Genomic DNA, 14,622 nt, shown 5'->3' with positions numbered 1-14,622 from the left:
CGTATCGACGGTTTTCTTGTGCATGCCATAACTCCTAGGCGGCCATCGCTCTCATCGGTGCCGCACATTCGGTTCAGGAATCCCTCGAACCGGAGAAATGGACATTCTCATCTGTGCCGGCCCGCATTAATTCTCGAGACCGCAATGCCCAGTTCCACAAGAAGGGCTGGGCGGGAGCAAATGCTCCCGCCGTCGTGATTTATCGACTTATCCGCCAACCACGCCGCCCAGCCCTCGGTCACTGTACCGCGATTGTCCCTCAGCCATTTGGAACCAACCTTGATTACCTTCGACCAATTTTCTAGCGCCGCAATGAACGTTGCAGCGAAGTCAGGGATCCAGGAAGTCAGCAGCATCCTCGTTGGGAACGGCTTAGTACATCTTCTCAGCAAACTTCGCATGTGCCTCCGGCCGGGAATACTGGAAGTTAAGCAGCGCTTGGCGGCCAACGCATTCGGCGCTCCCTTCGCAAAACCACAAGCCACGGCTTCAAAAATGCCCCCAGCCGAATCGAACGGGCACGACTTTGGCTTTCAACTGAGTCGCCCCCACCCAGAGCATGGAATCGACAACTCCCTGCGTATGCAGAAGTCGAGCTGTAATAGAGTCATTCGCCACGATTTGTGACCCCCTGTGCCATACCGTTCTTATAAAATGGAATCTTAACGCTTGATGACCTCCAACTGCGCGAAGCAATTACCATGCACTCATCAGATAACTTGAGCTGACATCTCTGCCTGTGGCAGCCTGGCACCCGAGCCGATGACAGTTTCACAGCTGCTTTTGGGAGGTGCTGCCAGTGCTGTCACTTAGTCGCTTCGACTGAGGTAGTAATTAAGCTTTTTTGCCAGGACGCTCACATGAGGCGGAGCGACCATCGTGTAATGGTCACCTGGCACCTCGTGAATTTCCAGGCGCCCCCGCGCGAATTGCTTCCACCCAAGATCGCCACTAGGCTCGTTCGTGGATATGCGCAGCCCCTTCTTGGCCGCAAAAAGAACGGACCTGCTGTCGTGTGGCCGAGGCGAATAGTCACGCAGCGCAATTCTATTTGCCTCGGCAACTTTCAGGAAATGGTCGAACTGCGTTGCGCTCATGTCGGGGACGTTGCCCGCTTGCCTTCCGAAACCGAGCAAGGCAGTAGCCTGACGCTCCCGTTTCATAGATTTCAGCTTTCGCCAATGTTTCTTCAGCGCGGGAAAAAGGAAGCTCAATAGGACCGCTTGTTCGCTCAGCCAGTCAGGAATGGGACTGTTGCCGAGCAAGCGATGATATCGGCCGGTTGCGTACTCCTCATCCTTGTGCAGCGCTTTGGCATCAAGCAGCCCAACTATTGCTATCTCCTCCCCAGCATCGCGCAATTGGCAGGCCATTTCCCAAGCAATGCTGCCACCCATGGACAAGCCGACGAGCTGATAAGGGCCGCGTGGCTGTACGCTCTTGATGGCCTCAACATATTCCTGCGCCATCTCCGGAATGCTCAGGTGAGGTCTTGCCTCACCGTTCAGACCACGTGCCTGCAGGCCGAAGAGCGGTTGCTCCGCGCCCAGTGCTTTAGCAAGAGGCCTATAGAAGAGCACATGTCCGCCAAAAGGGTGGGGGCAAAACAGTGGCGCCCGCGAACCGCCGGTTTGTATCGGCACTAGAGCGCTCGGCCCCGTGCTTCCACAGGTCTTAGACAGGGTTGTCGCGAGCCCTCGTGGTGTCTGGTGTTCCAGCAGCCGGGAGACAGCCAATCTCTCTCCCGTAAGCTGCTCGATGCGATTGATGACGCTTAAGGCGCTCAATGAATCGCCACCAAGGTCGAAAAAGCTGTCGGTCAAGGCAACGTCATCCAAGCCCAAAATGTCCCGATAGACCGCAGCGATTTGGCGGTCCAAGGCCGCCTCACCAGATGTGTCAACCACAGTCGGGCTGCGCGGTTCTTCGCTTCCAGTCGGGGCATCGACGGATATGGCCGCAGTATCAGGTTCATTCAACTCGGCGTGTTGTCCCCGCTCTTTGCTGGCGACCGCATCAAGCCAGTAACGCTTGCGATCAAAGGGATAAGGGGGGAGGGGGGTGCGCTGCGGGGGCTGGTGGCCGTGCAGACCAGACCAGTCGATGCGAACGCCGCATGTCCAAAGCTTGCCTAATATCTGTAACAGTCTCGCGCGATCGCCTTGCCCATGATTTCCTGGCAACGCTGCTAAGGCGATGAGGCTGCGCGAGTCGCTCTTTGACTTGAACCGCCTTGAATGCCTGGTCAGGGCTGCGCCAGGCCCCATCTCGATGAACAACTCGTGGCCCGATTCCACCAGCCGATCGAAAGCCCGATGGAACTGCACCGTCTCTCGCAGATTGCGGACCCAATAGCTGCCATCAAGCGGCACGTCCGCCTCAAACCAGTCACCGAGCACCGTCGACATGAAAGGTATTTGCGGCGCGTACAATTCGACTTGTTCTGCATGAATCCTAAACTCCGGCAGGATTGGATCGAGCAGTGATGAATGCACGGCATGACTTGCGTGTATTCGTTTGCTCGCAATGGATATCGCCTGCAATTGCTCACAAAACGCTGCAATCTCGGATGCGGCCCCAGAAACGACGCACTGACAGGGCCCGTTTATTGCCGCCAATGAAAGGCGTTCGTTCCAATAAGGCTGGAGCTCTTCGGGCGACAAGCTGACTGCAATAATGCCGCCGGCAGGCACACGCGACGTTAACTGTCCCCTAATTAGTGTCAGTCGAATGGCATCGGGTAACGAGATAATGCCCGCAATATGAGCGGCTGCATATTCTCCGATGCTATGGCCTATCACAGCTGCAGGGAAAATGCCCGACGAGATGAAGAGCTTCGCCATTGCATATTGCGTAGCAAAGATGACAGGCTGTATGACGGCTTCCAGCTGAGGCTCAAGCTCGCTATCAGATTTGAAGTCGCAGTAGAGCAGGGGGCGGAAATCAATATGTGCGAGCTCGTTAAGCCAGTTTGCGCATTCGTCGATGGCGCTGCGGAATACTGGCTCTTCTTCATAAAGCTCCCGACACATACCAATCTGCTGCCCGCCCTGGCCGGAAAACATGAATACTATGCGGTGTTCACTGCTCGACACCTCTCGCGACGCGCCCGCCTGCTGTGCCGCCTGATCGAGTTGGTCGGCTAGTTCCATCAGATCGGATCCAACGAAACTTGAGCGATATCTCAGAGCAGCTCGACCCTTTTGCAAGGTGTATGCGATGTTCGCTACGCTGTGATGAATATCGCTTCGGCGTATAAAGCCGGCCAATCGCCGGAGCATTTCGGTCAGTGCCGGCCTGCTCGCTCCCGATACTGGAAAGACGTGCAGCCTGCGACCGCCTTGCTCACCGGTTCGCTGCGGAGCCTCCTCGAGAATCGTGTGCGCATTCGTGCCACCAATGCCAAATGAGCTGACCCCGCCGCGCCGTGGCTCACCACCCCTGGGCCAAGCGGTGGAGGTCCTGTTTACGAAAATCGGGCTCTCCTGAAACTCGATATTTGGGTTGGGCTTATCGAAATGCAGGCTAGCGGGAATGACGCCCCTATTCAGCATCGTGGCAAGTTTGATCAATCCAGTCACACCCGCTGCGGCGTCGAGATGGCCGACATTTGTCTTCACCGAACCTATTGCGCAGAATTGTTTCCTCGCAGTGTGGGAACGGAAGGCCTTGGTCAGGCCGGAGATTTCGATGGGGTCTCCAAGATACGTTCCCGTACCATGCGCCTCCACGTAACCAATGGTGTCCGCAGAAACCTCAGCATCGGTGAGGGCAGCTTGGATCACCGCAGCCTGTCCGTCGGCGCTGGGGGCGCTGAACCCGACCTTGGCAGCGCCATCATTGTTGATGGCGGTCCCCTTTATGACTGCCCAGATATAATCGCCGTCTCTACAGGCATCGCTCAGCCGCTTGAGAACGACGACTGCTGCTCCGCTGCCTCTCACCGTTCCTTGTGCTTTAGCATCGAACGCACGGCAGTGGCCGTCAGGGGACAAAATATGGCCTTGTTGATGGAGGTAGCCTTTTCCATGGGGCAGGGAAATCGATGCACCGCCTGCCAGCGCCATATCGCTCTCATTGCTGCGCAGGCTCTGGCAAGCGAGGTGGACAGCAACTAGCGAAGTGGAGCAGGCCGTCTGAACTGACACGCAGGGGCCGGTCAAGTTGAGCTTATACGCGATGCGCGTCGCCGTGAAATCGCAGCCATTAAGAATGCGTATCTGCAACTTCTCTGAATCCAGCAGGTCGCGGCCTGCTTCGCGGTCAGCGAGATAGTGGTTGGCCCCCACGCCCGCAAAGACACCGACACGGCTTTCTGCCGTCTCGCGCGATCCGTATCCCGCATGGTCGAGCGCCTGATACGCCGTTTCCAGCAGGATCCGCTGTTGCGGGTCCATCCACGCGGCTTCCTTAGGCGAGATACCGAAAAACGCTGCGTCAAACAGATCAACTCCGCTGATAACGGCCTCGCGCCTAACATAATTAGGCTTGCCCAAAGTCTCGGGATCGAGGCCAGCTGCCCGCAATGCCTGTTCATCCAGATCTGCAATTGACTCTACGCCATCGGCCAGATTGCTCCAGAACTGATCGACATTCTCCGCCCCCGGGAACCTGCCTGCCATACCGATGATCGCAACGGCATTGCGGTCTTGTTTGGGCTCGTTTTCGCTTGCGGCCATGCCATTTGGTTCCGTTAAATCGTGAGCGGGGCGAGAAACGGCTGGAATTGCGGCAAAGTGCGCGGCGAGCGTTCTTATGGTCGGGTGCTCGAACACATCCAGAATCTTGCATTCAATGCCCAAGCGATCGTGAACACGCGCCTGAACCTGGATGGTGGCCAGGGAATGTCCGCCAACATCGAAGAAATTGTCTTCAACACCAACGGAGTCCAGCTTCAGCACGTCCTTCCAGATCTCAGCCAGTTCCGTCTGCATCCTGTCGGTTGGTAAAGTTGCGGCTTTTAATTTCGGGGCGTTGCTCGGCTTGGGAAGAGCGCGCCGATCGAGCTTGCCGCTACGATTGGTCGGTAGCTGCTGGAGGAACACGAACTGTAAGGGAACCATGTAGCCAGGCAGCGCACCGCGCAGAAAAGACTGAAGTTGCTCGGTATTCTCCGAACTGTCCCGTCGCCCCACCACGTAGGCTGTCAGGCTCGCATTTTCATCGGGACCGTCTGTCGGCGTGACGCAGCATGCTTTGACTTTTTCGTGCTCCATCAGATACTGCTCGATTTCGGCAAGCTCAACTCGCATGCCGCGAATCTTGATCTGTCCGTCTTTCCGGCCTAGGAACTCAATCGTGCCGTCTGATCGATACCGGGCCTGATCCCCAGTTCTGTAGAGCCTGGATTGCGGCTCGCCATCGAACGGGTTTGGCCGGAAAACCTCGCGCGTGAGTTCATCGCGATTGACGTAGCCGCGGGCTACGCCGACGCCCCCGATGTAGAGCTCACCAATTGCGCCAACCGGTGCCGGATTACCATAGCGATCCAGGATGTAAGCCTTGCTATTGATCGCGGGGCGCCCAATGGGAGGCCTTTGCTCCTCGGTTTTCATCTCGGTCCTTATGCAATAAACGGTCGTTTCGCTGGGCCCATAAGAATTGAAGATGCGGCGCTTCTCAGCCCATCGCTCAATGAGGCTCGACGCCAAGGGCTCTCCACCTGACTTGATCACTTTGAGATCAGGAAGATCAGTCGACGGCAAGGAGTTCCACGCTGTCGGCGTAAGACCGGCAGCAGTAATGCGCTCTCGGCGCATGAACTCGACAAGCTCTGCTCCGGGCAGCGACGCTGATGGGGGCGCCAGGCACAAGCGACCACCAGAAGATAACGCCAGCATAAAATCAAACAGCGATGCATCAAATCCGCAGGAAGCGAACTGCAATACCCGGCAATCCGGCCCCAGCTGATAGGTGCGTTTTAGATCCTCCGCCATGTTGCAGACACTGCGGTGTTCAACCATCACGCCTTTCGGCTGACCCGTGGAACCGGACGTATAGATAACGTAAGCCAAATCGGAGGGACCGGCGGGGCAGTGGCGCCGCGTAACTTCATGCAGAGAAATTTCGGTACGGTCCTTGTCGAGGAGAACCACCGCGCATCCATTCGAACCTTCAATGTTTAGTCCCGATAGGGTTGTCCCGAACGCCTGTTCCTTGAGTTCCGCTTTGCTGATCACTGCAGTGGCGCCAGCGTCCCGCACCATGAAGCTCAGACGCTGGGGTGGGAGCCGCGGATCGAGAGGAAGGTAGATGGCCCCGGCCTTCAAGACTGCTAGAAAGCTGACAATGAGATCGCACGAACGCTCGACGAGCACGCCGACGACGTCTCCAAGGTGGACCCCTTTTGAAATTAGGTGACGGGCAAGCCTGTTTGCCCTTTGCTCAAGTGCGGCGTAGCTGAGCGCCTCCGATGGGCAACTGACAGCGATATTGTCTGGGTAAGCGGCAGCCTGCGCTTCAATCAGGTTGTGCAGGCAAATGTCGGACGGAAAGGGTGCAGCTGTCTCGTTAAAATCATGCAGGAGCTGGTGCTCCTCCTCAGGCGTTAGAAGAGTATAGTCGCCTATCCGTCGTGCTGGCGCATCTTCAATCGCCTCAAGCAACAACTGATAGTGCTTCGCCAGCCGCTCGATGGTGCTGCGATCCCACAAATCCGCATTGTATACGACGTCGAGGCGGAGGCTTTTCTTTCCCGCCAGGATTCGAAAATCAAGATCGATCCAGATATCGGTTTCGCAAAATCGGATTTGCGCAGACAAGCCGCAGAGGTCGACATCGCATGGCGTGAAGCCAAGAGAACTCACGGCCTCCGGAGTGAAGTTGAAAACCGCTTGCGCGAGCGGATTGCGACTAGGCGCAGGGCGGAGCTTGAGCTTCTCCAGCAGCAGGGGAAGAGGAAAATTCTCGTGGCTCCGCGCGCAGCGCATCAGACGACGCACCAGCCGCAAATGGTCGAGGAAAATGGGATTTCCGGAAAGATCCTGCCGTAGGGCCGCCAGGGTCACAAAGTAGCCGAAGGTCCCCGAAAAATTTCCTGCCGGACGACCGAGGCGTGGCACGTAGAGGGTGATGTCGTCCTGATCACCATAACGATGCAGCAGGACGAAATAGGCAGCTAGCAGCACGGTGGCGAGCGTTACCTTTTCTTTGTGCGCCAGTCGCTCCAAGCGCGTGACCAGCGGCATCTCAATATTCAGAGAGAAAACTGACCCGCTATGCGTGGCAAGTGCAGCTCGTGGTCTGTCTGTCGGAAGGGCCAGGTCAGGTTCATGATCAATAAACTGGCTGCGCCAGTACGCCCACATGCGTTCTCCGTCGTCGCCGGCAAGGAGGCGCTTTTGCCAGGCTACGAAGTCCCTGTAATGGGCCGCAGTGTTCAGATCCGGCATATCCGTGTTGCCGCAGAACGCCTGGTAGAGCCTGCCGAACTCGTGCAGGAAGGTGCGGATGCTGTAGGCATCGGAAATAATGTGATGGAAATTGAGGAGGAGAATCTCTTCCGTGGCACCGCAGATGAACAGGTGAGCGCGAAACACCGGCCCATGTTCCAGATCGAAAGGCGAGCGGGCCTCCGCCGCGATACATTGATGGAAGTCCGCCTCTTCGATATCTGTCAGCCGAACGACATGAAAGCTCAGAGGGGCTGTCTCATGAATGCGCTGAAGGACCTGCTCGCCTTCCTGGTGAAAGGTCGTGCGCACCATTTCATGGCGGTCCATCAATGATTGAAGCGCGCGCCGCAAGGCATCAATGTCGAACCGTGCCTTTATGCGCAGTTCGACTGGAAGATTGTATTCGCTACCGGTCGGTCGTTTTTGATGATGTATCCAAAGGCCCATCTGGCCATGCGACAGCGGACGCGTGACATAACCCATAGCTTTCTCCGCCACTTGTTGTGCGGAGAAGCTACGCGCATTTCGTCGGAAATGGTGTGAATCTTATAAGAACCTATTATGACTTCATGATGAAGCTTCAGTCTTAATAAATACACATTTATTCAAATGTGAACGGTAGATGAACGCCGCATGTGGATTGTAAAATGGATAGTCTAAAAATAACCCCGGAACATGAAGTCAGTTCACAAGCGTTAAAGTAGCTTCATGATTCTTCACACGTCGCGAGCCGTCCGGAGTGTAGAAATGCTCCCGACTCAGTACGACTCCCACGGTCTAAGGCTGTTCGAGGGTGTAAACAGCTAAAGCATGAACGACTTGACTGTTGCGCTAAGGGAAGGGAAATGTGGAGCGAGCCCACATGCTGTGACGCATGCATCCGATAGGCAGACCGGCACAATCGACGTTTGGGTTTTCCGGCATTCACAGCTGACGATCCCGACGCTGCAGATGCGAGAAGTGCTAAGCCCGGTCGAGCGGGAAAGGGCAGAAAAAATTCGTCACTTAGATCTGCGTCTTTCATATCTTCAGGCAAAGTTTGCTTTTCGAACCATCCTTGCTACACATTTGCATGTCCCGCCGAGAGATCTCCAAGTGACCGTTTCGCGCTTCGGCAAGCCCCGCTTGCTGGGGCACGATGTTGAAGTGAGCCAGTCTCATAGCTACGATTGGTCCGCCGTCGCCGTATCAGCCTTGAGCTTGGTTGGGATAGATATTGAGCATTGGCGCCCCTTGGCAAATTGCCACCAGTTGGCTCGCCACATTATGACTGACCAAGAGGCAACAATTTTTGAAAAATTTCCCAGCGAGCTGTCTGCGCGAAAGTTCCTGGAACTCTGGACCAACAAGGAGGCCGTGCTGAAATGTGCAGGCTTCGGTCTCCACCAGGACCCACGAGGTATTCATACGGGCTGGGATGAGCCGGCCGTGCAATTTGGCGGCGTGCAATATTACCTCTCCCCGCTTCCAGTCTGCGGGCAGTTGGTAGGGCATCTAGCATCGCATAATCCCCAACAAATCATGATGCGCAGCCTGCCATCACAATTGGACGCTTGGCCGATGTGCCGTCCTGCGGCCGCATCCTAGGTAACCACCCTTTCTGCAAGGCCTCCCGGCAGTTTGTCTACGGATACGCTTTCGCAGGGCCTGACTGCGGTGACCGACGAAACTCTGCTAATGGGATGGACCGGCTGCTTCCCCCGGCGGGTTAGTCTGCAAAGACTGTTGCCCGCGAAGAGGAGGAGAAGCAGCCATGGAAATCCAAGCAGAGAACACAGCGCCAGCCCTGACGACGATCGGCATCGACATCGGCAAGGATCTCTTCCACGTCGTCGGTTTCGATGCTGACGGGAAGATAACCTTCCGTCGGAAGATCAAACGGCTGGCGCTTGCCGCCGCGTCAGTATAGCACCGGCGGTCGACCGATCCTCGGCCGCATCTCGAAACGAGGCAGCAGGTATTTGCGGACGCTGTTCATCCAGGCGGCGAAAGTCCTCCTGATGCGCCCGCACAACTGGCCGCGCTTCAGCTTCGGTGAGTGGCTGCAGAACGCAGCCCCGCGGCTTCACCGCAACAAGCTCGCCACGGCGCTCGCCGACAAGCTGGCGAGGATCGCCTGGAGCGTGCTGCGCAACGACAAGCCATTCGACATCCACTGTCACGAGGTCACGGCCATCTGACGTCCGCACCTCGCCCAAATTTTCGCGACTGAGGAAAAGCATGGAACGGATCGATGAACGCACCCAGAGTCTGATGACCCTTTTGGTTGCTCGCCAACCTGTCCGCTAATGAGACCGATGGTGCGTGCGAATTTCCCCATCAAGGCAACGGCCGGCGAGCCGATCAGGTAGGCCGGATAAATATGAGCGACTTCCGCTATCCCTGCACGCCTCATTTGCGAAAGGCAGCCGGTTCTCTAATCGCGCTTCCGTTGTCAATGTGTGACTGCTGCCCGTCAGGGTCACGGTTCTCTCCGCGGTCGGCTTTGCCGCCGCAACATCTGGTTCGAAGCGCAGGCGCTGCAAGGTTCATAGCGGGTTAAGCCGTCGCAGGCTTTCCCATCGGCTCGCGACGCAGTCGCTTCGCCCCGCAGGGCAGTCCATCACGCCTGCCGGCGTATTCGAGCAGTTGGACCGAGCCTCATGCCGGGGTGATTTGTGCGGACCAATGAAACGGCTCGCCCGAACGCCAGATGCTGTGAAGGCTGACGGTGAGCTTGCGGGCGAGTGCAACGCGCGCCTTGCCGGCACCGGATCGACGGGCGATCGCCAGCGCCCAGTCCTTCAAGCCGGACCAGCGCTTCACCCGCGTGAGAATGACCACCGCCGCTTCATACATGAGCGTTCGCGCCAGCCCATCGCCGCACCTTGATATGCGACCGCTGCGGTCGATCTCGCCGGATTGATATTGTCGCGGGGTAAGGCCGAAATGCGCCCCAACCGCCCGGGAGCTGGAGAAGCGGCCAGGTTCTTCGATTGTGCTCACATCCGCCAGCACGGTCAGGGGACCAATGCCTGGCGTGCTCATCAGCAGACGGCAGGCGGGGCTCTCCCTCACGATTGCCCGGATTGCCTTATCGAATGCGGTAATCTGTTCGCGCAGATGGCGCCAAGTGGCCAGGATCGGGGCCATGATCGGCTGCAGATCGGGGCGTTCAATGAGTTGAATTTCAACACGACGGTCGAATCTCATCCCGCGAACGCCGCCTGGTAAAACGCCAAAAGTCTTCAGAATTCCACGGATGTGGTTCGACGGCCTTGTCGCCATGCCGACGAGTTGCGCCCGTGCCCCTAACAATGCACGGGCGCGATGCGCGTCGAGCGACTTCACATGCACAGCGCGGTACCAATCGGTGCGCACGATATTAGCAAGCCCTTCGGCATCGTTCTGATCGGTCTTGTTGATCTGCATCTTCAGCGCAGCACGGGCGTGCCTAGCGTCGAGACAAATCACTTCGAGACCTCGATTTCGGAGTTCATGGACCAGCCACGGCGTTATCGCCCCTGTCTCAACACCGACCTTGGCATCATCACCTGCATGGCGTCGAACCGCAGCCTCGATCTGATCGGGGCTCGACGCGCAAATACCGCGCCAGATCCTTGCGCCGGTGGCATCGACCACACAAATCGCCGTTGACTTCTGGGATACGTCCAAACCTACAGAGTGGGTCATTGCTCTTCCTCCGATAAACCGAAACCACCGGGCCACGTGCCCGGATCGCGGCGTTATCGGGAAATCAGATCGCCGCCGCGATTACCCGATGTCCACACAAAGGGTCATTCAGCCCATCCTCGCAAATGCACTTGACGAGGACCAGACCCGACTTCAAGATCGAAGGAAGCAACGCGCACCGCGCCGCGGTTCGCCGAGGGCGAGACCTTGAGCCTCGAGGCAGCCATAGGCCTCGCGCAGCGGTACGTGGCTCCCTCCTCCTCGGCGATGTGATCCTGGCGCAGGCGCGCGCCCGGCTCCAACTGACCAGAAACAATCCGTTCGGTGAGGGTCAGGGCGATGCGGGCAGGGAGCGTGTCCTTCGTCGTGATATTTTATAGATAATTTGCGGCCGCAGGGCGTCGATGGGCGCTGCTGTACAGAGTCGCAGTCGTCGCTCTCGGGGTCGGCATCGCTAATGTGACCTCCGCCTATCGGCCAAGATTGGTCGTAGCGTATTTTGAGCTCCTTTAACTGCTCGATCACAGCCCTGTTGTTCTTCGGCGCCGCTTATCATCCCAATCACCGGACTAGCAGGATCGTCCACATTCGTCGCCACCAACTATCTGAGGCCAGATATAGTCTCGGTTGCTAGCGATATGGGAATGGTAAGGGAGGACGATGTATGATCGCTTCAATGGCGAGGAAAGAGCGGGATCAATCGTTCGGACTTGCGGGTCGGGCTTGTCGATCGTTCGATCGAAAGCGTCACTTGAGGCGGATGCTCTCGCGCATGCAACTGGAGGACACGCTCCTCCAGCTGCTTATCCGCAGTCGTGAGGCGATGGTTGAGGCGAAGGTAGTCTGTCCAAGTCGGCGTTCGGAATGTTTCTGTCCATTGCGACGGCTCCTGAAGGTTGCGTTGGAGAGTCCAATGCCGAGCACCGACGCGGCTCTGCACGTGCCGACGTTCGCGCATGAGATCCAGGAAAGCCTCGACATTTTCCTCGGGTATTAGATACTCAACCTTGACAACGATGGGACCGCTTCTCGGCTTCAGATCAAGCGCAACTTCCGGGGCGTTGAATTCCTCCAAAGGATCGGGCTCGGACTCGCGACGCTCGCGAATAGGAAACAGAAAACCGGCTGCAGCGACCAGCAGCAGGGCTGCAGCCGAGCCCTCCAGCGCCACGGTCAGAGAATAGTTTTGGGTCACCGTGCCCCACACCCAACTGCCCGCCGCGATGCCGCCATCTACTAAAGCATAGTAGATCGAGATGGTGCGACCTACGACCCAGCGCGGGCTCGCCAGCTGCACGCTCACGCCAAGCTCGGACCAGGCGGTGACGCAACCCGCACCCCCCAAGGCAAGTGCAATTGCCGCCACAACAAGCGAGGAGGTCAGCGCCAGGGAGAGGGAGCATGCCGCGCAGGCGACGCAGGCGAGCGTTATCAACCGTTCTTGCGGCAAGCTCCGTCTGAACATGCCATTGCAAACGCCGCCGAAGACAGCGCCGGTTCCGAAGCCGGCCATGAGCGTGCCATAGGCGAGGGGTCCTCCCGCCAGCTGATCGCGGACGATCAGGGGCAGCAGCGCGAGTATGGCGATACTTGCCAAGCCAAATAGAGTTCCGCGGGCGGTCACAGCCTTGATCTCGGAAGACATCGCCGTGAAGCGCAGCCCGTCAAAGATCGCCGTCCTCATCGACTCACGCGGAAGAGATGAGGAGCGAACTTTCCACTTGCAGCGCCATATCGTCCCCAGAGGTACTAGGTAGCTGAGTGTGGTCACGGCGAGAGCCGTCAGAAGCCCGAACGAGGCAACCACCATGCCGCCGAGTGCCGGGCCCACGGTCCGGACTGTGTTGAAGCCGACGGAGAGGAGGGTGACGGCAGCGGGAACGTCGCGTCGGGCCACGATATCGCCAACCGAGGCTTGCCAGGCGGGATCGTTGAGAGCTGCGCCGCATGCGACCAAAAAACTGAAGCCGAGGATCATCCACGGGTCGACAAAGCCCAGCGCCACAGACGCTGTCAGCATTGCAGATGCTGTTGCCATAAGGCACCGGCCGGCGAACATGACCCTTCGACGACTGTAGTTGTCAGCGATGGCCCCGGCGAAGACAGATAAAATGAACGCGGGCAGGTTCGATGAAGCATGCACCAGAGCGACCATCAGATCGGAAGTCGAGATCGTTGCCATCAGCCAGCTGATGGCGACAGTCTGCATTAGCCAGCCGAGACTCGAAACCTGCGTGGCGAGCCAGATCGAACGAAACGTCGGGTTCCTGAGCGGTGCAAACGTCGCTGGCGAAAATGGATACTCATTTGCGTCCGCCACCCTGCTCATTGCTCCCGAGCCTCGCCTTCGTTCTGTCGAGCGCGGGCACTCGCATCTCGCCAACGCTATAGCCTTGGGCAGGTCTAGCGTTTCTTGTTGCCAGCGCACGTGGTGTTCGACGACTCACCCAAGGGTGTCGAATAGAAAAATCAGCACGAGACGGTAAGATCGAGTGCGCACACAGCGCTATCCCTGTCGCGTTATGAGAATCTTGCTATCGTTATGATGATGATGACGGTCGAGTAGCAATGGCCCAGCTTGGCGTCCTGCCGGCCATCGGCACCACACTACGCGGTCAACACGCCCATCTTCCCCGAGGCAGGACACCCAATCTGGGCTGGCATTTGGAATATGACGGAGTTCCCCCGGGAACGGGCACCTGCAGAACTTCGGCACGCCCGGCGCGTGCTCGTCGGTGCCCCGTCGCCGACGGCGTGCTCAAGGGTAAGCTGTTTCCCCTCGTCTTCATCGCGCCTTCGGAAGCTCGACGAGATCAAGCCACTGGTTGGCCTGCGGTGGAACTGCGGGTGACCAGATTCAGCGCGCGCTGTGCGAAGGTGAAGTTGCTGTCGGCCAGATCTTGGTGACGAGACTGTCGTTCCCCCGGGAGGAGGGCGCTCCGGGAAGCTAGGCACTACCCTCAATGAGGGCGGTGGTCGGTGCTCAAGGGTGCCCCCGAACAGAGAAATGCGATCAAGTTCCCAGCTGGGTACTTTGCAAACCCGCGAGTGCAGTTTAATTTCGCCAAAGCGATCAAGGCTGTTGCCGTAGCCAAGTCTGCTCGCGTGCTTTACCAAGGGTACCGAGGCGCCGTCCTCTAATGGTGTGATCTCAGTCGACCGTAAATGGCAGGGCGAAAACAAGGTCAACATTTTGGAGCGCTGGAACGGCGCCTGGATTGCGGGATAACCTCCGGTGGTGAGAATCGAAGACCCCTCCGGCATAACCAATAGGGCCAGATCATAATCTGCACGGGCTTGGTGCTCGACCTCCCTGTGTTTAGCATGACCGCATAAAACGGCAGAGACCGTATCGGATCGGGATCGGCGTGAGACCTTGGTGGACGTCAGCCCGATGTGAGTTCAAGCAACAAACCAGAGTGGGAGCACAATGAAAGGTGAAAGAGTCACCGTCCGCAAAATCGCGAAGCGCTACGGATCGGTCACGGCAGTCGAGGATGTATCCGTCGATGTGAAGCCGGGAGAGTTCCTCTCGCTCCTCGGGCCCTCGGGTTCC

General features: G+C 57.8%; 6 protein-coding genes and 2 pseudogenes. 4 read left to right on the top strand and 4 right to left on the bottom strand.

Features of this window, described 5'->3' with window-relative positions; translation table 11 throughout:
- The first annotated feature begins 279 nt into the window (after nucleotides 1-279).
- On the top strand, nucleotides 280-627 hold the full coding sequence (locus AC0L3N_RS32590) for a hypothetical protein (RefSeq protein WP_473551693.1): 348 nt from the start codon (nucleotides 280-282) through the stop codon (nucleotides 625-627).
- A gap of 182 nt (nucleotides 628-809) precedes the next feature.
- Here AC0L3N_RS32590 and AC0L3N_RS32585 read toward each other — a convergent pair whose 3' ends face one another.
- On the bottom strand, nucleotides 810-7,877 hold the full coding sequence (locus AC0L3N_RS32585) for a hybrid non-ribosomal peptide synthetase/type I polyketide synthase (RefSeq protein ID WP_473551691.1): 7,068 nt from the start codon (nucleotides 7,875-7,877) through the stop codon (nucleotides 810-812).
- 327 nt (nucleotides 7,878-8,204) lie between these two features.
- On the opposite strand from AC0L3N_RS32585, the gene AC0L3N_RS32580 reads away from it, so the two are divergent.
- From AC0L3N_RS32580 to AC0L3N_RS32570, 3 genes and pseudogenes are all read left to right on the top strand, one after another.
- A complete protein-coding gene (locus AC0L3N_RS32580; protein ID WP_473551690.1) occupies nucleotides 8,205-8,981 on the top strand; it encodes a 4'-phosphopantetheinyl transferase family protein in 777 nt (258 codons plus the stop codon).
- A gap of 166 nt (nucleotides 8,982-9,147) precedes the next feature.
- Nucleotides 9,148-9,303: a hypothetical protein gene (locus AC0L3N_RS32575; RefSeq protein ID WP_473551688.1), complete on the top strand. Its 156-nt coding sequence runs from the start codon at nucleotides 9,148-9,150 to the stop codon at nucleotides 9,301-9,303.
- Nucleotides 9,284-9,574: pseudogene (locus AC0L3N_RS32570) on the top strand (transposase); the annotation flags it as partial. The gene AC0L3N_RS32575 and the pseudogene AC0L3N_RS32570, both read left to right, overlap by 20 nt.
- Nucleotides 9,575-10,034: 460 nt before the next feature.
- Here the strand turns inward: AC0L3N_RS32570 and AC0L3N_RS32565 are convergent.
- The 3 genes and pseudogenes from AC0L3N_RS32565 to AC0L3N_RS32555 form a co-directional block, all read right to left on the bottom strand.
- Nucleotides 10,035-11,066, bottom strand: coding sequence for an IS110 family RNA-guided transposase (locus AC0L3N_RS32565; RefSeq protein WP_473551694.1), 1,032 nt, complete (start codon nucleotides 11,064-11,066; stop codon nucleotides 10,035-10,037).
- A gap of 152 nt (nucleotides 11,067-11,218) precedes the next feature.
- A pseudogene (locus tag AC0L3N_RS32560) lies at nucleotides 11,219-11,437 on the bottom strand (GntR family transcriptional regulator); the annotation flags it as partial.
- 302 nt (nucleotides 11,438-11,739) lie between these two features.
- Nucleotides 11,740-13,395 carry an MFS transporter gene (locus AC0L3N_RS32555; protein WP_473551687.1) on the bottom strand — a complete coding sequence of 552 codons (1,656 nt, stop codon included), beginning with the start codon at nucleotides 13,393-13,395 and terminating at the stop codon, nucleotides 11,740-11,742.
- Between the last annotated feature and the right edge of the window lie 1,227 nt (nucleotides 13,396-14,622).

The sequence above is a fragment of the Mesorhizobium sp. WSM4807 genome (assembly GCF_055811615.1).
This window is presented reverse-complemented; position numbering and strand designations above follow the sequence as displayed.